General features: G+C 68.9%; 21 protein-coding genes and 1 pseudogene. 10 read left to right on the forward strand and 12 right to left on the reverse strand.

Annotated elements, in window-relative coordinates; all coding sequences use genetic code 11:
• Window positions 1–21 precede the first annotated feature (21 nt).
• From F4559_RS36460 to F4559_RS20475, 3 genes are all read right to left on the reverse strand, one after another.
• Window positions 22–1266, reverse strand: a complete 1245-nt coding sequence (locus F4559_RS36460; RefSeq protein WP_221447307.1) for a restriction endonuclease-related protein — start codon at window positions 1264–1266, stop codon at window positions 22–24.
• 96 nt (window positions 1267–1362) lie between these two features.
• Complete coding sequence (locus F4559_RS20470; protein ID WP_184671034.1) at window positions 1363–2031, reverse strand: hypothetical protein; 669 nt, start codon at window positions 2029–2031, stop codon at window positions 1363–1365.
• Window positions 2032–2267: 236 nt separating this feature from the next.
• The gene (locus F4559_RS20475) at window positions 2268–2576 is read right to left on the reverse strand and encodes a hypothetical protein (RefSeq protein WP_184671036.1); all 309 of its coding nucleotides are present in this window, start codon (window positions 2574–2576) and stop codon (window positions 2268–2270) included.
• A 500-nt stretch (window positions 2577–3076) separates the two neighbouring features.
• Between F4559_RS20475 and F4559_RS20480 the strand changes: the two genes are divergently transcribed.
• From F4559_RS20480 to F4559_RS20500, 5 genes are all read left to right on the forward strand, one after another.
• Window positions 3077–4345: a sigma-70 family RNA polymerase sigma factor gene (locus F4559_RS20480; RefSeq protein ID WP_246445278.1), complete on the forward strand. Its 1269-nt coding sequence runs from the start codon at window positions 3077–3079 to the stop codon at window positions 4343–4345.
• A 252-nt stretch (window positions 4346–4597) separates the two neighbouring features.
• Entirely contained in the window at window positions 4598–5464 is an 867-nt protein-coding gene (locus F4559_RS20485) for an SAM-dependent methyltransferase (protein ID WP_184671037.1), read from the forward strand.
• Window positions 5461–7575 (forward strand): helix-turn-helix domain-containing protein, encoded by a 2115-nt coding sequence (locus F4559_RS20490; RefSeq protein WP_184671038.1) that lies wholly within the window; start codon window positions 5461–5463, stop codon window positions 7573–7575. The genes F4559_RS20485 and F4559_RS20490 overlap by 4 nt, the downstream gene beginning before the upstream one ends.
• 22 nt (window positions 7576–7597) lie before the next feature.
• Window positions 7598–7819, forward strand: a complete 222-nt coding sequence (locus F4559_RS20495; protein WP_184671040.1) for a helix-turn-helix domain-containing protein — start codon at window positions 7598–7600, stop codon at window positions 7817–7819.
• 67 nt (window positions 7820–7886) lie between these two features.
• On the forward strand, window positions 7887–8285 hold the full coding sequence (locus tag F4559_RS20500) for an RNA polymerase-binding protein RbpA (protein ID WP_184671041.1): 399 nt from the start codon (window positions 7887–7889) through the stop codon (window positions 8283–8285).
• Between the two features lie 121 nt (window positions 8286–8406).
• Here the strand turns inward: F4559_RS20500 and F4559_RS20505 are convergent, their stop codons facing one another.
• Complete coding sequence (locus F4559_RS20505) at window positions 8407–9219, reverse strand: hypothetical protein (protein ID WP_184671043.1); 813 nt, start codon at window positions 9217–9219, stop codon at window positions 8407–8409.
• Window positions 9216–9446, reverse strand: coding sequence for a hypothetical protein (locus F4559_RS20510; protein WP_184671044.1), 231 nt, complete (start codon window positions 9444–9446; stop codon window positions 9216–9218). The genes F4559_RS20505 and F4559_RS20510 overlap by 4 nt, the downstream gene beginning before the upstream one ends.
• Before the next feature lie 1046 nt (window positions 9447–10492).
• On the opposite strand from F4559_RS20510, the gene F4559_RS36465 reads away from it, so the two are divergent.
• Together F4559_RS36465 and F4559_RS20520 are read left to right on the forward strand one after the other, a co-directional pair.
• Window positions 10493–11299 carry an NYN domain-containing protein gene (locus F4559_RS36465; RefSeq protein ID WP_184671045.1) on the forward strand — a complete coding sequence of 269 codons (807 nt, stop codon included), beginning with the start codon at window positions 10493–10495 and terminating at the stop codon, window positions 11297–11299.
• A gap of 69 nt (window positions 11300–11368) precedes the next feature.
• On the forward strand, window positions 11369–11671 hold the full coding sequence (locus F4559_RS20520; RefSeq protein WP_184671046.1) for a hypothetical protein: 303 nt from the start codon (window positions 11369–11371) through the stop codon (window positions 11669–11671).
• A 1059-nt stretch (window positions 11672–12730) separates the two neighbouring features.
• On the opposite strand, the gene F4559_RS20525 is transcribed toward F4559_RS20520, so the two are convergent.
• The 5 genes and pseudogenes from F4559_RS20525 to F4559_RS20545 form a co-directional block, all read right to left on the reverse strand.
• Entirely contained in the window at window positions 12731–13606 is an 876-nt protein-coding gene (locus F4559_RS20525; RefSeq protein WP_184671047.1) for a hypothetical protein, read from the reverse strand.
• Window positions 13607–13622: 16 nt separating this feature from the next.
• On the reverse strand, window positions 13623–13898 hold the full coding sequence (locus F4559_RS20530) for a hypothetical protein (protein WP_184671048.1): 276 nt from the start codon (window positions 13896–13898) through the stop codon (window positions 13623–13625).
• 13 nt (window positions 13899–13911) lie between these two features.
• Window positions 13912–14850, reverse strand: a pseudogene (locus F4559_RS35315) (inositol monophosphatase family protein).
• A complete protein-coding gene (locus tag F4559_RS20540; protein WP_184671049.1) occupies window positions 14850–15296 on the reverse strand; it encodes an NUDIX domain-containing protein in 447 nt (148 codons plus the stop codon). The pseudogene F4559_RS35315 and the gene F4559_RS20540 overlap by 1 nt, the downstream one beginning before the upstream one ends.
• 91 nt (window positions 15297–15387) lie before the next feature.
• Window positions 15388–15873 (reverse strand): 6-pyruvoyl trahydropterin synthase family protein, encoded by a 486-nt coding sequence (locus tag F4559_RS20545; RefSeq protein ID WP_184671051.1) that lies wholly within the window; start codon window positions 15871–15873, stop codon window positions 15388–15390.
• Window positions 15874–16304: 431 nt separating this feature from the next.
• Here F4559_RS20545 and F4559_RS20550 point away from each other — a divergent pair, with 431 nt between their 5' ends.
• Window positions 16305–17570, forward strand: a complete 1266-nt coding sequence (locus tag F4559_RS20550) for a helix-turn-helix domain-containing protein (RefSeq protein ID WP_184671053.1) — start codon at window positions 16305–16307, stop codon at window positions 17568–17570.
• 14 nt (window positions 17571–17584) lie between these two features.
• On the opposite strand, the gene F4559_RS20555 is transcribed toward F4559_RS20550, so the two are convergent.
• Entirely contained in the window at window positions 17585–18229 is a 645-nt protein-coding gene (locus tag F4559_RS20555; RefSeq protein WP_184671055.1) for an HAD family hydrolase, read from the reverse strand.
• 174 nt (window positions 18230–18403) lie between these two features.
• Here F4559_RS20555 and F4559_RS20560 point away from each other — a divergent pair, with 174 nt between their 5' ends.
• Window positions 18404–19267, forward strand: coding sequence for a hypothetical protein (locus tag F4559_RS20560; RefSeq protein WP_184671057.1), 864 nt, complete (start codon window positions 18404–18406; stop codon window positions 19265–19267).
• A gap of 77 nt (window positions 19268–19344) precedes the next feature.
• Here the strand turns inward: F4559_RS20560 and F4559_RS20565 are convergent, their stop codons facing one another.
• Window positions 19345–19911: a hypothetical protein gene (locus tag F4559_RS20565; RefSeq protein WP_184671059.1), complete on the reverse strand. Its 567-nt coding sequence runs from the start codon at window positions 19909–19911 to the stop codon at window positions 19345–19347.
• Between the two features lie 104 nt (window positions 19912–20015).
• Between F4559_RS20565 and F4559_RS20570 the strand changes: the two genes are divergently transcribed.
• On the forward strand, window positions 20016–21620 hold the full coding sequence (locus F4559_RS20570) for a site-specific integrase (RefSeq protein ID WP_221447310.1): 1605 nt from the start codon (window positions 20016–20018) through the stop codon (window positions 21618–21620).
• The last annotated feature ends 70 nt before the right edge of the window (window positions 21621–21690 follow it).

Here is a 21690-nt window from a genome sequence, read left to right on the forward strand (position 1 = left end):
ACTTTGAGATTCGCGGGCGTTTCACAGCCATGACGTCCCAGCCTCCTCGCAGATTCGGGCACCGAGATCGGACGCGTGGGCCACGCGCAGCCCGAACTGGCCGCACACCGCCGAGAGCATCGACACGGTTGCGCGCCGGTAGTCGGGCACGACCAGCCACTGCGCGCCGCCGGCGTCGCCCTCATCGGCGCGGATCTTGTCCGCGAGCAGCAGAGCGGAGGTGAAGTCCTTGACGTCGATCCGGTACGAGGTGTCGGTTCCGTTCGATACGGGCACCTTGACGAGCAGGTCGTAGCTGTCCAGATCCGGCCACAACTTGCACGCCAGCCCACGGGCAGTCAACGCGTCGTACAGCGCGACCTCCACCAGGCCGGGGATCGTGGTCGACCGCCACACGCCACGAGTCAACGCCTTGTGTCCGGCCACCGGCAGCGCTTCGGGCACCCGGCCCGTCACGTCGGGGAACAGCACTCGTTCCACACCGGTGGGCGCCGTCGGCGGCGGTGCGGGCACCAGAACCGGCGGTTTGCCCGTGTCGGGGATCCGAAAGTTGTAGGAGGCGCCGAACTCCACATGTGGACGGTGGTGACAGCGCGCCGTGCCGGTCGCCGCCTTACCCGCGCCCCGGACGGTGATCCGCATCGGCCACTTGCACAGCGGGCAGGCGAACCACCACTGCCCGAACGAACTGGGCGTGGGAATCGCCCGGTAATGGTCGGTGACGGTGCTGGGCAGGTTCAACTCGCGCACCTCGGCATCGCTTCCCGCAGGGGTATCGATCAACGCCCGCCGACCGCGTTCATAGGCGCCCTGGTTCTGACGCTTGCGCAGTGCCGTGTACACGGTGTCCTGGTCCAGCTCGCCTTGGAGGATCTCCGAGCTGGTGGACTTTCCCCTGCGCGTGGTGGAAGCCAACGCCCGCAACACCGCCCGCTGCTCCTGCTCCAGGTCCCAGACGTCGTCGTCGAACTCCCCGTCAGCGGTGATCAGCCGCCAGCCGGCCATCTCGGCGGGCGCAACCCCGTCGGGAAGCAGCTCCGCCAAGTCGCCGGACAACATCCGGCGGAACTCGTCGAAGGGCAGCGTGACGCCCACACCGCGTGCCGCCAGCACCGCACCGTGCGCGTCCCACAGCGACCGCAACCGCGCCACCGGCTCCTGCTCGGTGTCGGTGAGCGCGTGGGCGGCGATCGCCGCAGCCTTCATGACCTTGTGCCGCACAGCGGCGTCGTCCCTCGTGTCGTTCCCGACACCGGTCTCAATCACGCTGCGCACCGTAGGGCAGGGCACCGACAATTCCTGAAGCGTCCGCGGACGCCTTTCCTGGGCTTATCGCAATCTGTCACGAAGACGGCTGCGGATTCACTCCTTCGATACCGCGCTGTCTGTCGCCTGGTACAGCGAGACATACTCAGAGTGGTGCTCCGCGAGGTGTGCCCGACCCGAATCGGTCAACACCCACCGGCGTTCCGCGACGAGACCATGACCGGCTTCAAGGTCCTCGGCGACGATCAAGTCGATGTAGCCCCGGCTGGGGCGGCCCTGCGGCCGGTAGCCGGTTCCCAGGTAGAAGCGAGCCCTGGCTGCGAGGCTGTCGGCGGGAAGCCCTCCATCTCCAGCGTTGGCCACCGCCAGCATGCTGCGCCACAACCACTCCGACAACAGATGAGACGGGCGCCGCGCCTCGACCGGTACCCCGACCCCAGTGCGCGCCACCGACCGCCCCAATCTGGTCAACTCCACCAGCGTGCGCGGCACGAACCCCAACGGAGCCACCTGCACTTGATCCACCCACACCACCACCAACGACCGGCGTGCCAGGGCGCGCAACGTCGCACCCGCACCGGAATCGAGGTGCCCGCCGTCCCGCAGCACCTCCTGCAGTTCGGTGTAACCGGTGAACACCGGATCGGCATGCACGGTGAACGGAATCCGGCGCCACGCCGCCGCTCCACCTACGCGTCGCGACCTCGCTGGCCCTGAACGTGCGTCATGCTCGCGTCGCTGATCCTCATGGAAGATCGCGGCCATGTAGGAGCGCTGCCTCGGGTTCAACTGCTCCCACACCGACCGCGCAGCAGCCCGGCCGGTCAAGCTTCAGTCCGTTGATTGGTGACCGCGCTCGGAGCACGTGGGCAGCCGCGGCGGTGGAACACGCTGCACCTCCGAGTCGACACTGCGTTGATCGGAACATGTCCAAGCCTAGGCAGGGCATCGAAGCGACGCCTGCCGTTAGCCTTGGGATAACCCATACGGCGTGCGGTGCGCTATTTCCGTTCGCACAGCGCGGTGAACGGCACGAACTGGTCGACCAAGTGGAGCTTGTCACGGCGGCCGTCGGCGTAGCCGACCTCGTAGTTGACGATCCCGTACCAGTCGCCCTCCACGCTGGGGAAGCGGCCATGAAGCCGTCCAGGCACCACACCTGTGAGGTCCAGACCGGTCACGATGACGTGCCGCGGTGCGTCCGCCGGCCGGGGGAAGAGGATGTCCAGGTTCACCCACACCGCGGTGAGGACCGGCCGGCGTCCGTGGACGTCATCACCCTCCCAGCGCGTGAACGGACTGTTGATCACGACACGCCCGCCTACCTTGCGCCGGTCGCCGCCCGCACGCGGTGGATGAGGTCGCCGTACGGCTGGTCGTCCAGTTCGGCGCGGTCGGGGCTGGCGTGACTGCTGGTCAACCGCCAGCTCGCGTCGACACCAGGCGTGGCTGCGCAGGCGGGGCACTCCACGCGCACCTCGCCCCCGGCAGAGATAGCTCTGCTGACTCCTGGGACGACGATGTGCCGTCCACCTTTGCAGGTGGCAGGAAGGACGGCGATCGTCGTGCCGGTCTGATCGACTCGGTAGCGCAGTGCGCCGTCCGGCGCGGGGGGTGAAGGCGGCGGAGTCACCTCGGCAAACTACCACCATGCTCGCACATATGTTCGACTCGCCTGGAATCTGGTGGCTCGCCGCAGAGCGTCCGCATCGCGCGTGCCCGGCTATCTTCGTCGGTCACGCCGGAGGCAAGAAGCACTCGGGCCGGGCGTGTCCGGAACGAATCCGGCGGAGACTGTCGTGATGGAGGTATGACTCAGATCGACGAGCGGACCGGTCAAGGCATGGAGCAGCAGGTGGCGGACGGTGAGGTGTGCGGCGACCAGGAGCCGACTCCTGCCGAGGTGCTGGCGTGGCGCCGCGATGACGTGTTCCTCCCGGAGGCGGACGCTTGCCCGGACGAGTACCCGCACCTGCGGAACATCTCGGCCGGGTTCATCTTCGGCGGGGTGGTCCGGCCGCTCGAACCGGCTCCGCCGGAGTACGTGACGCTCCCGGCCGCCTACACCTCGCCTCAAGAGTTTCTGGCGATCGCGCAGTGGAACATGTTGTGGGAGGCAGCCCAGTTCCGGCGGCGCTTCTTCGACCTGGACGACCTGCCGGAGCCGATGGCCAGGATCGCCGACCTCGGCGACGTCAACGTCACCTTCGTGCCGCGGACACGGGCGCGCTACTTCGAGTACGCGCCGCTGTTCCACCTGCTGCCCAAGCGCGTGCTGGATATGTTCGGGCTGCCGTTGCTGCGGGGCGGCCAGTGGCCGTTCATGGCCGACTGGTCGGGTATCGACGACTTCCTGCCGCCCGATTTCGAGGAACGGCTGGCCCGTGCCTGGGCGTGGACAGTGTGGCCGCACCTGGTGTCGGGGTCGAAGATGAAGGCGTTCTCGGCCGACGACCCGATCCGGCTGCTGGCTCACAACCTGGACTTCTGGGTGCCCGCCGTCACCGCCACCATCCAGGAGCGCTTGCGGGACTTCCCCGAGGTGGACAAGGGCAAGACGCCCGGCCCGGTCACCTTGGAGGACGGCAGCGTGCTCGCCGCTGCCGTGGCCGGCAACCCGCGGATGGGCGGACAGGTCTGGTTCGGCGAGGACGACGCCCGCGACGCCGTGGTCGAGACCGTGGAGGCCGCCGACCGGACCGGCCGGCTGCGCGGCATCCTCGACGCGGTTCGTTCCCACCGGATCGAGGACGACTTCTCCAGCCACTGGTCGTACGCCCGCGAAGACTTCGAACGCAAGCTGCACGGGAAGCGCCGCAAGGTGACGGTGAAGTTCGTCGAACTGACCGACACCGTCCCCGTCCAGGGACCGGAGAGCGAGGTGCTGGGCAACCTGATCACCAACGACTTCCTCACGCTCCTGGATGGCCGGAACCGGCAGATCGTCGTGCTGCTGAACAGCGGCGTCACCAGCAAAACCGAGATCGCCGACGTCCTCGGGTACGCCAACCACAGCGCCGTGTCGAAACGACTCGCACAGATCCGCCGCGCCGCCGAGGAGTACTTCGACGAGGACTGACCTGCCCAGTCCTTCCAGCCGCGTTCGGCGCCACCCATGCGAGTGATCATGGCGGTGGCGGAAGACGTGCTCAGACGGGGTGGCGCCCCACCAACGCCTCATCAGCGCCTCGGTCCCGCTCTGGTTCAGATCTTCGGGCCGCCGGTCTAATCGCCGACACCAATCGACCCAGCTGACGTCGGGCAAAGCGGGCAAACCGCTACCCGTCGGCCTGCCGGAGTCGTTCAGGGTGCGCAGCGAGTCGGGCTCGTGATGACGAGCCGGGGCGGGGAGAACAACACGGTGATGGCGACGCAGGAGGCTGCGCACGAGTGGGGCGCGCCGGTCGATGTCGACGTACCGTCGCTGTCCCGGATCTATGACCACCTGCTCGGCGGCGGACACAATTTCGCCTCCGACCGTGCGGTGGCCGACGCGATCATGGCCTTGGCGCCGGGCTACGACGTGTTCGTCCGCGAGAGCCGCGCCTTCGTGCGTCGCGCGGTGCTGCACATGCTCACCGCCGGAATCGAGCAGTTCCTCGACCTGGGGGCGGGCCTGGGTGGCGTTCGCCATGTGCACGAACTCGCCCAGGCCGAGCAGCCTCGAGCCTGTGTTGTCTACGTCGACCACGATCCGGTAGCCGTTGCCGGTCTCGAGCTGATCATCCACGGAGCCGATTCGAGCACCGGGGTGATCGAGGCCGACCTGCGGCACGTCGACGAGGTTCTCAACCATGCCGTGACGACTCGGCTGCTCGACTTGACTCGCCCGGTGGGCGTGGTGGCTGGGTCGGTGCTGCATTGCCTGCCCGACGCCGAAGAGGTGGCCGCCACCTTGGCCGGGTACCACGACCGGCTGGCACCCGGCTCGCTGTTGGCCGCCTCGCACGCCGATGGCATCCTCCTCGGGCTGGAGACGGCCGCCGCGGTCGAGGACCGTTTCTCCAAGTCCGGGATCACGTTCGTGCACCGGAGTCGGCGGGAGTTCGCCGACCTGCTGGGACCGTGGCAGCCGCACCCGGACGGCGTGGCGCCGGTCGGCTTGTGGCGACCGGAAGGGCTCGCCCTGCCTGTGCGCGAGTGCTTGTGGGGCAACGCCGTGCTCGCCGGCCGCCGCAAGCCAACGGGCCGTGCATGAGGAAGGCCGAGTACGTCAACACCGTGTCCGGGTCGGTGCACGGCCAGGTTCTGCAAGCCCACACGGTCACCGCAGACACGATCGTCCTTCATGCTCCCGAGCACCGGGTGCCGGTGCCCCGGCAGCTTCCGCCGCCCGCGCGCATCTGGGTCGACCGCGCAGGTGAATGGGAGCGGCTGGACCGTCTGCTCACCACGGCGGGTCCGACCCGTGTGGTGGTGACCGGCCTGGGTGGGGTCGGCAAGACCGGCTTGGCGGTGCGTTGGCTCGACGCGCACCACGAGCGCCACGCCGACGGCGTGCTGTACGTCGACCTCAACGGCTGGAGTGGTCATCCGCCACCGACCGCATCGCAGGTCCTCGCCGGGTGGCTCCGTGCGCTCGGTGTCGCCGCCGATGACCTGCCAGGCGAGGCGGACGAACTGGTCGCCTTGTACCGGACGTTCACCGCCGACAAGGCAGTGGCCGTGCTGGTCGACAACGCCCGCTCCGCCGAGCAGGTGCAGCCCCTGGTACCCGCCACAGCGCGCGGCACGATCCTGGTCACCAGCCGCCACCGTCTCGCCGGACTGGCTCTTGCAGGTTTCCGCCACCTTGACCTCGACTGCTTCCCCGCCGCCACAGGTGCCGCGCTCCTGGCCGGCCTGCTCGACGAGGACCGACAACCTCCGGGCGAAGACTTCCTGCACGCTCTGGCCGCCCGCTGTCACGGGCACCCATTGGCCCTGACCATCGCCGGAGCCCACCTTGCCGCGCATCCCCGGCGCGACCCGGCTCGCCTGGTTACCCGCCTGAGCCACCTCGCCGAGGCGTCCGCCGCCTCGGACCCGCACGAGCTGTCCGTCGAAGGAGTGCTGCAGATGAGCTACGAGGACCTTGACGCCACCACCGCCCGGCTCTACCGCGGCCTGGCCGAACACCCCGGCGCCGAGTTCACCGCCGGGCCGCTCGCCGCCGGGCTCGACGTGTCGATCAGTGCGGTCGACCGCGGACTCGGACGGCTGGTGGAGGCCAACCTCGTCACCGAGACCGGCGACGAGCGCTACCGGCTGCACGACGTCCTACGCGAACACGTGCAGGCCATCGCCGACCAGGACGACCAGGGCGAGCGGCTGGCGGTCCGTCGCCGGATGATCGAGTGGTACCTGCGGCGCGCGGCAGCAGCCGACAAGGTCATCAACCCTTTCCCCCGCCGGTTCAGCGACGTCTACGCCGACCTTGACACGGGCGTGTTCGACGACGCGAAGGCCGCCTTGGACTGGGCCGACACCGAACGCGCCAACCTCCTCGCCGCTCAGCAGGTCGCCGCCGACCAAGGCTGGACGGAGCTGGTGTACCAGTTCGGCGAGGCCCTGTGGAACCCGCTGCGCCCCAACTACACCGCCGGTGAGCTGGTGCGCTCGCAGTTCCTCGGGGCCAACGCCGCCGCCGACGCCGGGCACATCCTGGAGGTCGTCTGCCACACCCGCCAGGGCTTCGGCCTGACCAACTTCGGCCACCACGAGGCTGCCGTCGACATCTGCACCATCGCCGTCGAGCGCGCCGACGAAGTCGGCGACCCGTGGCTGCAGTCCGGCGCGCTGTCGACGCGCGCCCGCGCCCACCTCAAGGCCAACGACCCGCACGCCGCCCTGCCGGACCTGCAGCGGTCCCTGAGCATCGCCGAGGAGATGAACGACGCCCGCAGCATCGCCCTGCGGCACCGCCGCCTCGGCGAAACCGCGCTACACCCCAAGATCGCCGACGCCCGGCTGGCGGTCCACCACCTGCGGCTGGCGGCGAGCATGTTCACCGGCATCGGCGACGACATCGGCCACGCCCGCACCGTCCTGCACTTGGCGCGGGCCCTGACGCTGAACGGGCAAGCCGCCGAGGCGCTGTCCGAGCTGGCCGCGATCGAGCAGGCCGTGCACGACTACGGCTCGGTCGGCTACCTCGCCGACCTGTGCGCCGTGCTCGGAGAGGTTCACGCCGCGCTTGGCGACACCGCCCAGGCCGATCGCCGCTACGGCGAGGCCATCGACTACTACACCGCCGCCGGCCCCGGTGCCGACAAGAGCAAGGCCGCCGTCATCGACCGGCGCGCCGCCCTCGACCAACCGACCGCCTGAACCGCGAACAGGAGCGACCGGCATGACCGCACACACCACGATCAAGGGGAAGCGGATCACCGGGGAGGCCCGCGTCAAGATGGCCGCCGACCTGAAGAAGAAGTACGAGAAGGGCGCCAGCATCCGAGCGCTGGCCGAGGCCACCGACCGCTCGTACGGCTTCGTACACCGGATCCTGTCCGAGTCCGGCGTGGTGCTGCGCGGGCGCGGCGGCGCTACCCGGACCAAAACCAAAGCCTCATAGCCCCGCGCCAGCGGGCACGAGAACGGCTCGCGACACCAGCCCAGCCGATACGCGAGCGGAGATCATGATGCCCAGACGGGTCTTGCGGGGCTACCGCCTGGGAACACCCACCGGCGAACCGGATCGCGAGGCTCGGCCGGCACCGCGGGTGCAGGTCCGCTTCGCGTGCCGCAGAGGGCACGAGTTCACCGTGCCGTTCTCGACCGACGCCGAGATCCCCGCCGTCTGGACATGTCCCCGACACGGCATCGAGCACTGCCTCCGCATCGACGACGATTCCGACTGGCAACCACCCAAAGGCAAGCCTCCACGCACGCACTACGTCATGCTGCTGGAGCGACGCAGCGTCGCCGATCTCGAGGTCCTCGTCGACCAGGCCCTCGCGGGCATCCGCCGACAGCGCAGCTCGCCCTACGGTCGCGTTCCCATCGGCGACCGGAGCTACGGCTTCCGCTTCGAGCCGTGACCCCGCGCTGCCCGAGGCGTCGCTCGGGCAGCGCGGATCGTGAAGTTGGTGCTGCGTTCGACATGCTCGCTGGTTGTCGGCGTGCGCGTTCGTACGGCACGCGCACGCCGGCCAGTTGGCATTACCCGAGCACTATGACCACGACGATGAGCGCGACGACCGCCAGCAGGAGCGCAACGAGCAGCGTGGCGTTCACCGAAGAGGTTGTTCGCGCACTCGTCCCGCTGGTCTCCTCGGCCCGCACCGGTCGATTGATCACCGGCGAGGGGATGCTGCGGCGGACAGGACGGTTGCGCTCGGAACGTAGACGTTCCCACGCCATCAGGAAGTGCTCGACGTCGTTCGGGCGTCCGGCGTGTTCACACAACACAGTCAGCAAAACCCGTACGCGGTCCTTGTTCGCTGGCAATGACGGCTCGTCCGCGTCGTTCGCGGACAGGTACCTGCTCAGAGTCGATCGTTCCCAGGTGTGCTTCGGATTCTGCTTCCGCATCTTCTCCGAGAGCTCCCGAAAGGTCAGCTCGTCCTTCATCGACCTCAGCGCGTCTCTGAACAGCGCTTTGGTGGTGAGAGCGGCGATGTCTGGCGGCAGCGCGTCGCGCCGCGGGAGATGCTCTGCCAGCTGTCGATATGTGCGCTGGCAGACGGCGACGTCATCCTCGTCGGCCCACAGCTCGCGCAGGATCGTGGCGTAGACCTCCCACTCGACCAGCGGCGGGGCGGCGGCGAAGGCGGCTCGCACGTCTTCGAGCGGAAGGCCGGTGCGATTGGCGAGCAGCACGTCGGTCCAGGTCTGCCCGTCCTTGGGCTGCTCGTAGAGGCTGTTCAGCACGGCCTGCAACGGCCGTGCGTCGGGCCATCTGCCGCCGCCGGCACCGAAGCCTCCGGGCCAACGCTGGTTGAAGTTCGATTCGGGCATGTCGATCGTGGTCACCTCGCTGCGCCGTCGCGCGCAGGGCCCACCTGCTTGGTGGTCGTCGATCGCACCGCCGTGGTGATGAGCCAGGCCGCGACACCGGCCGCGCCCGTGAGCGGTTGGCCGAGCAACACCAGGACGACGACGAACGCCGCGGCGATGGTGAAGGTGCCGATCTGGACGAGGGGGGTCGCGCCGCAGCTCGTGCGAGGCGTGATCGCCAAGGGTGCCGGAAGCACGGACATCGGATGGTCTCCAAAGGGTTGGACGTCGGGTGAACGGTGAAGTCCCGATCGCGAGGGCAAACCGACTGGTGGTGGCCGCCACCGCCCCGCGAGGGCTTCACCATCTTCACCGACTTTCCGGCGCCAACACCGACCTGGACCGAAATTCGATGTGCCGACATCAAGGTGGGCTGCCTCACACTTTCTGGGGCTTGGCGATGAGGGCGTTGGATGCGCCGGAAATGCGCCTCTACCTGGGAAAACTTGGGGCGGGCGCTGACCGTCTGCCCGTTACCGCTGCTCAGACGGGGTGCCTGGCCTGTCCCATGTGCCCTCGTTCAGGGGCGCCGACGGTGACGGCACGGCTTACTGTGGAGGCGCCCTCCGGACAGACCGATGGCCGTATGCAGGGCGAACAGGTTCCGAAGGCACTCTTCTCAAAGGACGTCGGGTGAACTTCGGGCTCAAGGGTTGGGCGTTCCTCGTGGCCGCGAGGGACGCCCAACCTGTCCCATTCCGCTGGTCAGATGGCCTGTAGCGAGCCGGACCGCATGTAAAGTGCCTGTTCAGCGCATTGCGTTCATCCAAAAAGGACGGTCTGAAGCCCGCATCACTGCTGGTCAATCCACTTCTTCGAGCGCGCATTCGGCGAGAAAGCCCTGGCCAAGGCTGGTCCGCTCTCCTCATCGGGCTTGTCGAGGTGCCAAACTACGCGCTCAGACCTCTCCGGACGCCCCGAAACCGCTGCTCACAGGCCATACCCGCCTTCTCGACGTGTGCCGCCTGCCGAACCGTGACGCCGGAAGAAGAGCCGTGTTTCCGCAGGTCACGATCGTTTGACTTGCTTTCGTGGTCTTGAGGCTTGCCGATCGAGGCTCGGCACGACGCGAACAGAACCCCGTCGCCGAAGGCGAACGTCCGATAAAACCGCTGTTCAATCCCGGTATACGGGTATCGGCAAGGCCCCGGATCGAGGTCAGCCGGCGCCGGGCTGAGGGCGAATAAGCGGGCGTTGCTCAGCCGGTCGCGGCATCAAGCCGCGGTCTGGAGCCGTCGATGGGCAGGAGGTGGAAGCATTCGCGGCGGGAGGCCGGGCCCAGCAGGTCAACGCCTCGGTCGGGGTCTACGTGGACTTCGAGAACCTGGTCTGCGGCGCGGGCCGAGGGCTGCCCGGTCGAGCCAACCCGGTGCCGTACGCCGCGATCACCCGGCTGTGCCGGGACTACGGCAACGCGGTCATCCGCCGCGCGTACGCGGACTGGGCGAATCCGCAGTTCGGGCGCTATCAGCAGGACCTGGCGATGAACGGCGTCGACTTGATCCAGGTGGTCCGTTTCGGCGCGGCCCGCAAGAACGCCGCCGACATCCGGATGGCCGTCGACGCGATGGAAACCCTGATCACCCACCCCGAGGTCAGCGTGTTCGTGCTGGTCGCGGGCGACGGCGACTACACCCCGCTGGTGCAGCGGCTACGGGAGTTCGGCAAGCACGTGGTCGGGGTGGGGACCGAGGCCAACGCCAGCCCGCGGCTGGTGTCGGTGTGCTCGGAGTACAAGTACTGGGGCACCCTGGTCGCGCAGGTCGAGCCCGAGCCGGGCGACCACCTCGCCGACGAGTTCGACATCGCCACCGCCGAGAATCTGCTGGTCACGGTGATGGAGCAGGCCACCGTCACCACCCCGACCGCCGGGTGGGTCAAGAACAAGATGACGTCCCTGGACCCGGCGTTCGACGAGCGCAACTACGGCTGTCGCAGCTTCCGCGACTTCCTGGCCCGTATGGCGCACCGAGTCACCGTGGTCGGCGCGTCGGGCGGCGACATCACCTTGGCACTCACAAGCCCTGACCTGGTAGACCAGCCGGAACAGCCCTGAACCCGCGCCGACTAAGACGCCGATCCGCCAGGGTACGAGGTCGTCGAGGCCGAAGCGCTGCTCGTCCCATTGCCGGCGCAGCTCGACGAGTCGTGCGCGGTCGGTGACCACGACCTCGGCGCTGGCTTCGTCGGACAGTCGGCTGATCAAGCCGAGTCCTTCCAGGAACAGCAGGGCCCTGCGCAGGCGGTGCGTGGCATAGCTGCCCTTCTGCCTGGCGGCGGTGACCTGCGCTGCCGCGGAATCCAGGAGGTCCGGGGTTCGCTGTTTCCACAGCTCGGCCAGTTCGGTTCGAGCACACGCGGGCCGGGTGTGATCGGTGACGTCGAGGAGCAGGTCGACGACGTCCACGGTTTCCCCGAAGACCGGTAAGCCCTCGAACTGGATGGGGTCCTCGCTCGCCCGGCGCGCGGGTCCGCGGCGAGCGCGTTCGGCGGCCACGGCATCGGCCAGGACGCGCCGCTCAGCGCCGGTGGTCGTCGGCCAGGGCAGTAACCGCAGCCTCGCCCACAGCGCGGTGTCAGCCAGCGATTCCTCCCCGGCGTGCGCGTCCTGGTGCTCTGCAACGGCGACGGCCAACGTGAGCAGCACCTCGCGCAACGACTCCGTGACGGCATCCCTGCGGGTGGCCCGGACCTTCTCAACAGCCAGGTCTAGGTACTGCCGCAGGACGCCGTCGAAGACCAAGGACCGTTCCCGCCACTGCGCGTACTCCCGGTACTTCTCGGCGTACCGTGCCGCGCTGATCAGGCCCGCGTCCCGGTCGGCTTCAGCCGACTTGATCGCCTCGCGGTGGTGCGCACGGGTCTGGGTCGCCCCGGACTCGATGCGTCGCAGCACCCGGTAGGTCTGCACCACACGATCATCGGCCAGCAACGCGAGCCAGTTACCACGCTGGGACCGACGCAGCGCCTCGCGCACGTAGATTTCGGCCGCGGGGTCATCGTCGGTGCCGTACGGCAAGGGCTTGCGCATCATGCTTTCCAAGAATTGGAGCGGGCAGACGTTCGAGGGTTCAGTAGTTCGAACTCGTGGGCTTCACGGTTGCGGTGGAGGCGCGGTGTCCCAGATGTGCACCCTGTCCGTCGTGACGAGAGGTTTGTCGGCGGGCCCTTTGATGTGGGCGGGCACGACTCGCTCCTCGTGTTCGCATCCGCCCTCGGCGTGGGCGCGCGGGTTGAGGCACGTGTTGCGCCGGTAAGGGCGAACTGGCCAGCGGCGGGTCCACTGCGGTGCCCGGCGGCCGTGGGAGGCTGCCGTGTCCTCGGCGCTGGCCTGCGCCGAGGGCCGGTGGCGAGTGTGCACCCGAACCAGCTGCACGGCGCCGGACCCGAGGATGTCGGCCCGCCGGTCGCGTTTGAGGCCGTGACGTGGACGAGGCACGGTTTCGGTCTCGGTGAGCTGGGCGTTACCGGTCTGTCCCATCAGTTGTCACGCGGTGTAAACCACGTGCGCCCACTGGCTGCCGTTGTCCGGATCGGGGCGGGGCAGTGGCTGGTCGAATCTCAGGACGAGTTCGTCGTAGGTCTGCAGCCGGGCGAGCCCCGCCTGAGCTTCTCGTGCGGCCATGTCTACAGCGGTGAGCGTTCCGCCCGTGTGCTTGTCGATGGCCAGCGGCCGGTCCAAGGGGAGGCTGTCCCAGCCGTTGCTGCCCGTGGTCCAGAAGGTCAGCCAGACGCCGTCGAACTCGGGCGTCAAGGGCGCCGCGCCCTGCGGTGTGCGGGGTGTCCAGCGGATCTTGCCGGGTTCTCCGTCCAGGTCGAGGTCGGCCGGGCTCCATCGCGACCACGAGACGCCCACGACGGGAAAGGCCAGCCGCAGTTCTTCGTCCAAGTCGGAGACCGCGGTGGTCCACGGGCTTGTCAACGCTGCTGCGAGATCGACATCGTGGCTGCCGATGGGCTGGGCGAAGAGCATCAGCCCCGCTTCGGCCGGCATTCGACGAGCTCGGACTGGCTCGTGGGACGGGGTGGCCGCTGCGGCGAGCGCCAGCGAGGTCATGTCCTCGTCGACCCAGTACAGCTGCGCCTGGCGCAGCCGTCGCTGCTCGCTGCGCGCCATCAGTACCCCGCCCATGATGCCGCTGGCGGCCGTCTCCTCGGGCGGGCCGGAGATCATCGGGACCAGCGGGCTGCTTCCGCCGACGATACGCATCATGAATTCGTGACAATGGGGTGGCTTGAGCACCTGCTCGCTCATCTGAATGCGCAGGTCGGGCAGTCCGGAGGGATGCGGCGCGACCCACGCCCCCACATGGGTGGAGGTGGTCACCTCACGGCTCGGACGTGCGGCGCGGTCGGCGTTCATGGAGAGCCCGTTCTGGTCAGATGCGACGCAGCGCCTCAAGGACGCGGTCCAGAAGCGCGAGATGCTCGTCGTCGGAGCGCTGTCCTTGTAGCGCGGCCCGGAGCGCCGCGGCGCGCTCCTGGTCGACGTCCAGTGGCTGAGCCAGAAGTCCTGCTGCGGGGAGGTCTCCCAGACTGGGTAGGTATTGCGTCAGCTCGCTGTGGTCGACGTTGGGCGCGGGAGTGTCGGCGGTTTGCGCCGGTACGGGCGGGCGCACTTCGGACGAGCGGCGCTGAGTCGGCAGGATCACCACGGCGGGCTCCCCTTCAAGGCAGCACTTCCGTTTCGAGAGGAGCGGCCCGGTGATCGAGGTCGTGCGGTTCGTTGTCGTCGGGCCAGAAGCGGCTACCGCGCAGCACCCGCAGGAGCGGCAACACCTCGTCCTGAAGCCCTGGCATCATCGCGATCGCGCAGCGCGACCTGGTCGAGTGCGGACTGCCGTCGGCGTCGAGCACGAGGGCACCGGCCTCGCGGGCGATGACGGCGCCAGCCGCGGTGTCCCAGGTGTGGTTGCCGAGCAGCACGCAGGCGTCCAGGGTGCCGTCCGCGACCCACACCAGGTCCAGCGCGGAGGAGCCGTACCGGCGCAGCCCTTGCGCTCGGGCGGTGAGTTCGCGGTCTACGGCGGCGCACAGCACGTCGCGCTAACCTTCGTCGGCACCGCTGCCGTAGTCGCTGAACCCGACCAGGGCCTTGTTGAGGACGTCGGTGGTAGAGGCCCTGATCGGGTCACCGTCGCGGTAGGCACCTTGGCCGTGGGCCGCCCAGTAGCGGTGGCCGAGGAAAGGAAGCGCGGTAACGCCGAGGACAGGCTGGTCGCGGTGGACCAGGCCGAGCGCGATAGCGCACAACGGGTTGGCGTGCTGGTGGTTGATCGTGCCGTCGATGGGGTCGAGCATCCAGTAGGTGTCCGGGTTTCCAACCGCTCCGGTCTCTTCCCCCACGAACCCGATCTCGGCGTGGCCGCGCGCGCTCAGTCGTTGCCGGACAAGGTGTTCGACGGTCTCGTCTACCTCGGAGACCGGGTTGCGGTCGCCCTTGTACTGGATGTTGCGTGGAGGGTGGCTGAGTACGTGCTCGACCGCGAGGTCGATCGCGACGTGGGCCGCCGGCAGGGCGGCGGTGAGGTCAAGTGCCGACGACATGGTTCCTTCGGGGCTTCTTGGCGGGACTTTGCGCCGGACGAATGTTCGGCGGACGTCCATCAGGGCAGGGCGGGCCACCACGGTTGCTCGCGGGTCGGTCCGCCACTGCGCAACCGATCTGCGAGGGCTGACGGCCGCAGGTCCAGGTGGCCGAGTTCGATGTCGGTGGCCCAGCGCGCTTCGCCGTGGTCAACCCGGACCGCACTGGGGTCGGTGAGAGTCACGTCGAACAGCAGGGCCAGCTCGAAGACGGTGGGTTGCGTGCCCGCGTACTGCTCGCGCAGTTCCACGACGGCGCAGAAATCCAGGTGGGCCGCGCAGGCGTCGAGCCCTGTCCGCAGGTTGCGCCGCAGGGCGTCCTCGACAGCTTCACCGGCTCGTACGAGGCCGCCCGGCAGCCGGTAGGCAGTGGCGTCGGGGTCGCGGACGACCAGAAGACGCTCGTCGTGTCCGACGAGGCCGTACACCCCGACGAGCGGGCCGAGGGCGGGCGAGGTGGTGGTCATGGTGCTCTCACGATCAACGGACGAGGGAGATGTCGAAGCGGTGCGTCAGGTCGGGCCTGACCGTGTTCGGCGGCGTGTGCCGAGGGGGCGTTCATCGCGTCGCCGCGGGCTCGTAGACGGCTGTGTTGAGCCGCGTCTCACGGACCAGGACCCGTTCGACCATCGCGCCGTCGGAGCGTGGGAGCCCGGCCAAGACGCTTTCGGCGACCCGGCCGAGTAAGACCGCGACGGCCTCCACGGTGGGCCACGGCAGTCCGTGGCCGTACTGCTCGGCAACGTCCGACGGGCGCTCGACCCCGAAGCAGAACACCCGGCTGCCCTCCGCGATCAGCGGCTCGATCAGCCGGTCGCGCGCGCCGAGCATCGTGGCGTGGTCGAGGTGCTCGTCGATCCACCGTCGTAGCCCGACCTTGAGCGCGCCGAACTCCACAACGGTCACCTCGGGGCTCAGCTCCGGCGCACTCACCGTCACCGCAGTCGACCAGGAGTGGCCGTGCAGATTCACGCACTTGCCACCCAGGTGCGGCAGCCGGTGCCCGGACTCGAACGAATGCTCGACGGTGATCTTGTGCGGCATCAGCGAACCACCGGGCTCGACCGGTCGATCGACAGGGGCGAGTGCGGCAGCATCACCTCGTGCATCTGCACTGAACCAAGCTCACTTTCCGCAAAGTCAGGCGGTCGGGATCAAATACGGCCCGCGGTGACCGGTCGGGGGTCGGCCACCGCAGGCCCGTGGCCAGTCAACGGCGTCGCCCACCGCGATCACCAGAGCGACCGTGTGGCGGCTGCGAGGCGTCCACGGGGCGGCACCCCGGCTGAGCAGGGTTTTCATGGCGAGAACGGGGGTGTCGTCGAACGAGTGCGGGGAGCGGGTGTTCGGCGTCCGGCCGTGGGTAGTTGCGGGGGTCGGCCGCAGGGCGACGGTGAGGCACGCATGGGGCGACACCGGCCATACGCTGCGAAAACGAGCGAGTACTGTGCGCTATAGAGGGACGGGAGGAAGCGATGGCGGCACGGCCACTCACTCCGCTGGCCGCTGCTCGCGAAGCCGCCGGATACACCCAGGAAAGCCTCGCCGTCACGCTGAAGGTCGAGCGCACCACCGTCGGCCGATGGGAACGAGGCGTCCAATCGCCCCAGCCGTGGCAGCGGCCCGGCCTCGCCAGTGCCCTGCAGATCGCCCTCGACGAGTTGGACGACCTGCTGCGCCGCACCGCTCGACACTCCACCAGGCCCACCTCGGCTGCGGTCCTGGCCTCGGCACCGATCGGCCTCGAGCTGGTCCCTCCGGCACCACCCACCGGCGACCGCCACGAGCGCGAACCCGTCGCCGAGATCGACGTCATCCACGCCGCGATCCCGCGCCTACGCCGCGCCCTCGACCGATTGGACCTGCCCGACGACGGGCCCACCAGGACCCCGGCTGACCTACACGGCGACATCGCCCGCGCCAGCGACGACCGACTGCAATCCCGCTACGGCAACCTCGCCCGCCGCCTACCCGACCTCATCACCGAACTCGCCCGCGCCGGCCAGCTCGGCGACACCGCCGACCGCCGCCACGCCGCAGCCCTGCTCACACTGGTGCTGCGCGCCGCCGACGGGGTCGCCTTCAAGCTCGGCTACCTGGACCTATCCGCGCGGCTGATCGACCTGATGCGCTCGGCTGCCCAGCTCGCCGAGGACCCACTGCTGCTGGCCGCAGTGGCGTACGTGCGCACCGAGACCTTCTTCGCCAACGGCGACCTGGACACTGCGGCCCGCGCCCTCGAACTCGCCGCCGACCACGTACCCGGCCTCGAGACCGCTTCCGCCTCGGCTGCCTTCGGCGCCCTGCACATGCGCGCCGCGGTCGTCGCGGGCCGGGCTGGCAAGCCCGATCGCGCCTCCGACCACCTGCGCGAAGCTCGCCGCGCCGCAACCGCCGTCCCCGAGGGCGTCTACCAGGGCACCGCGTTCGGCCCGGCCTCCCTACGCATCCACGAACTCGCTGTCTCGGTCGAACTGCGCGATCCCCCGGGCATCGAACGGGCGGCTGTCTGGTACCCGCCTGACACCCTGCCCGCCGAACGTCGCTCCCCACTACTTCATCGACCTCGCCCGCGCCCAGCTGACGCTCGGCCGTCACGAGGACGCCTACCTGTGCCTGCAAGCCGCCCGCCAGGCCGCGCCCATCCCCAGGTCCGCCGTTCGTTGTCGACCTTGCTGCGTACTCACGGCGCACCGAGCACGGGACTGCTCGACCTCGCTGCCTGGGCTCGTGCTCGTTGATCCCCTGCCGGGCTTTAGTGCGGCGCCAGCAAATTGGGAAGGTCGTGCAGGGAGTCGATCACCCAATCGGCGTCGCGACGCACCAGCGGGTCGTCAGCCCAGAGGTAGCCCCAGGGGCCGCGCCGGATCAACGCCGTGCGAAACCCCGCCGCCTTCGCCGCGACGACGTCGTTGTCCCGGTGATCACCCACGTACACCGTTTCGTCGGGGCCGTCGGGCACCATCTCAGCGACGCGGGTGAAGAACTCAAGCGAAGGCTTGGCGACGCCCCACTCACCCGAGGTCGCGACCTGGTCCACCGGCAGGCCCAGCGCACGCAGCAGCTCGGCTGCGCGGGCGGTCTGGTTCCCGGCCACTCCTACCCACAAGCCGAGCTCCCGCAGCCTCGCCAGGCCGGGCCTGACGTCGGGATAGAGGTCGCTGTCCTCGATGTGCTCACCCAGGCCGGCCTCTTCCCGGCGCCGCCGTTCGCGGGCGAGGTCGAAGCCAGGCTTGAAGTACTGGAACGTCTCGGCGTTGTCCCGACCGGCAGCGGTGACCGCACCCAGCACGGCAGAGAAGGTATGACGTGGCACGCCGATCCAGTCGGCCCACGCACCCCACTCGCGCGAGTCGTCCAGCAACGTCTCGCCCACGTCGAGCACCACCGCGGTCACCATGCTCCTACTCCTACGTCACCCACGAACGCCGCGCCACAGAGGGCCCCTCCGGCCCGCGCAGCTCTCGCTGACTTCGCCGCTGCGGAAGCCGGTCCGGCCAGCGCGTGGTCTGCCGCCACGCCGGACACGCAGCCTGCGCCGAAATGCGCAGACCGGGGCTGCCATCCTGAACCGATGAGCACCTCTGGTCCGGGCCGCGGTCGCGACGACTTGGGACGCGCGCTGTTGGCCCAGCACCCTCGTGGCGAGCAATGGCGCCAGCTCGATGTGACCATCGCCAACCTGACCTTCGATCAGATCACCCGTATGGGCTCCCTTGGTGAGGAGCACGCCTCCGATCGCCAGGCGGTTCGAGACAGGATCATCGCCGGGATCACCGACCCCGAGCTGGCCGGGCGGCTCGCCTCACGGTGGATCCGATGGAAGGACACCTTCGGGCTGCCGATGCCCGCCGAACTCGACGACCCAATCGCGGTGCTGCACCACCCCTACGTGCTGGCTCGGCAGGCTGCACCAAACCACTCCGGCTGGCACAAGGTGGTCCTGCCCGTGTTCGACGCCGGACTGGCGATCGCAGCGGCAGGCCACGACGACGAGGGAGTCGCCGACTACGAATTGCTCACCGCACCGTGGCGACAGACGTGCCTGCCCTCGCGATACACCGCAACTAGCGCCTACGGCCCTCGCAGCCAAGCCGCGCTGCGAGTCCTGCGCCATGCCGAAGTCACGTCGGCGACGGTTGTGCGCCGGATGGGCCGAGCGTGCGCCGCAATCGACGAGCAACACTGGGAAGCGGCGTGTGCCGCAGTCACCGAGGCATCAATCGCGTGGGGGTTCCCGCTCCGGGCGCGTTGCCTGTACTGGGAGACCGTTCCAGCCGCCGAAGACGCAGTCGGCGAGTCACCTACGGACACGTCGATCGTCAACGCACTGTGGGGCGCGGCAATCTCGCAGGCGTTTGCCGGACGACTCGACTCCGACACCAGCGCGCTGTTGGCCAGCCCGTGGCGGACGGCAGGACTTCCGCTCCCTGGATGACCCACCTCGCCGCGCTCCACGGCAACGGTTAAGCCGAGCCCCTGCCTAACAGCGAGATCGTGGGCCCGGCGACGAGATCACCCGGTGGGGTCGTAGGTGAGGACGAACCTGCTGTGGGTCTTGTCGATCGCGGGGCCCGCCAGTTCGCTGTCCGGAGTACCCGCCGGGTAGACGATGAGCGATGGCGTGTGCTGGTTCCGCTTGGGCGCCCAGGATCGGATCTCGTCGCAGAGGTACTCGGTCAGCTCGGAGGCGGCCGAACCGTGACCGATCGCGCCCAACTCCCAGCGCACCTCGTCGCCGGATTCCAGTCGGCGGGCGGTGAGGTAGACCAGCGTGTCGCCGTCGACCAGCGCCATGCGCCACCATCCCCTTACCGGGTCGCACACCTCGGGTGGGACGTCGGCGTGGACCTTGATCCGGCACACGCGCGGGTCGGTGACGGTCAGGCGGAGCCAGAGCCCGTCATGCGACTCGTTCCTGCCGATCGTGGTCCCGGACCAGGCGGTGACCCGCGACTGGTCAAGCACCCCGCGCAGCGCATCGAGGTCCACGGCCTGATCGCGGTCCCAGTGGAGCGACACCAGCTCGTCGTCGGTGATCGGACCGCTGAGTTCGCCCTCGCCGTCACCGACCAGGTACACGAAGCCGCACAGGTGGAGCGAGTCGGAGACCAGGCGGCCGTCGGTGTAGGTGAAGGCGACGCTGCGGCCTTGGCCGCGCCAGCGCAGTTCCCTATTGAATGTCCGTGTTGATCTACTTCGGGAGGGACGGTGGCGTGCCGGGCTGGCGGGTGTTCTGGGTGCCGCAGGATGCGGTGCGTGGTGGGGTGCGGCGAGCGATTTTGGCGGATTGGGCGGATCTGGCGGTGAGGGAGGACGAGGCGGGGGTACGAGCGGGGGATCCGATCTTCTTGTCGCCGGACCATCGCGTGGATCCGCTGTTGAGTCAGTACGGGCAGTCGAAGAGGTTCCGCGAGTACACGACGGAGACGCGGCGGAACTACGCCACGGACATCTGTTTGTTTCTGACGTTTCTGTCCGGTCGCGGTCGGGTGTGGACGGCGGCGACGGAGCGGGATGTGGAGGATTACGAGCATTGGCGCCGGTTCGCGGAGGGGAATCCTCACCGGGTCGGTGGCTCGAAGTGGGATCGAGAGCTGGCCGCGTTCGCCAGCTTGTACCGGTGGGCGGTCATCAACCATTACGTGCGGCGCAGCCCGCTGGCGATGAAGCAGGTGGTGGGTCGTGAGGGCGCGGTGTTGACGGTGCCAGCAGCCAGGGCCAAGGATGCGCGGCCGAGCAATGTGCACTGGCTGACGCCGCGGACGTGGCGGCGGTGGATCGAGGTCGGGCTCCGTGGTCACTCCCGTGATGGGGCTCCGGAACCGGGTTGGGTGGGGCGGCTGGAGGACCGCAATGTCGCGTTCGTGCGGCTGTTGGTCACCTCAGGTTTGAGGCGGGCGGAGGGCGGGTCGTTGCTGACGTTCGAGGTGCCGGTGCGTCAGGTGGACGGTGCCCGCTACTACCGCGGCAAGGTTGCTGCCGAGGTGACGCGGTCGAAGAAGCCACGCACGTTCTACGTCGCCGCTGACGCGGTCGGGGAGATTGAGGCGTATGTGGAGTCCTCGCGGGCGTGGGTGGTGCGGCAGGCGCAGAAGAAGGGGCGTTACGACCGATTACGGGGCAGGCGGGTGGTTACCGAGGTGACCAGGGGCCGCAAGCCGATGGTGCGCTGGCGTGACGAGACAGGCGTCACGGGTGAGCGGGCGCTGGATGATCTGACGGCACGGGAGCGGATGCGGCTGTTCGCTGAGGGGCCGCGGGGGCTGGAGCCGTTATGGTTGTGGCTCAACGAGCAGGGCCTGCCGTTCCAGGTGCATTCCTGGGAGGGGGTGTTCACCGCCGCGAACCGGCGCTGTGAGCGGGTGCTGACCCCGCCGAACCGGATGGGCTTCGACCCCCACCAGGTGTTCGCTCCGTACGCCACACCGCATTCGGCGCGGCACTCGTTCGCGCTGTTCATGTTGGTGGTGTTGAACACCTTCATGGATCTGAAGTACGGGTTAAGTCCGGAGGAGCGGCGGGATTTCCGGCAGCTGTACGGGGATCCGTGGTTCATGGTGCAGTGCTTGTTGGGGCACGCGTCGCGGGAGACCACTGTGGACCGGTACCTGGCGCCCGTGGCAGACCTGCAGCTGCGGTCGATGCTGGCCGGTGCTACCGAGGCTGCCGGCCCGACGGCGGCGCCGATGCCTGAGCTGGACGTGGTGTTCGCGCGGATCGCGCGCGAGTCGGAGGGCATCCAGGACCTCGACGATCGCATGTGGACTGCTGGCGGTGGGATCGCGTGAGTCACAGCGTGAGTTCCCGTGCGAGTCGCCGTGGGCGCAGTGCGTCCCTGCCGTCGGCTGACCATGCCCG

The organism is Saccharothrix violaceirubra (assembly GCF_014203755.1).
GTDB lineage: Bacteria > Actinomycetota > Actinomycetes > Mycobacteriales > Pseudonocardiaceae > Actinosynnema > Actinosynnema violaceirubrum.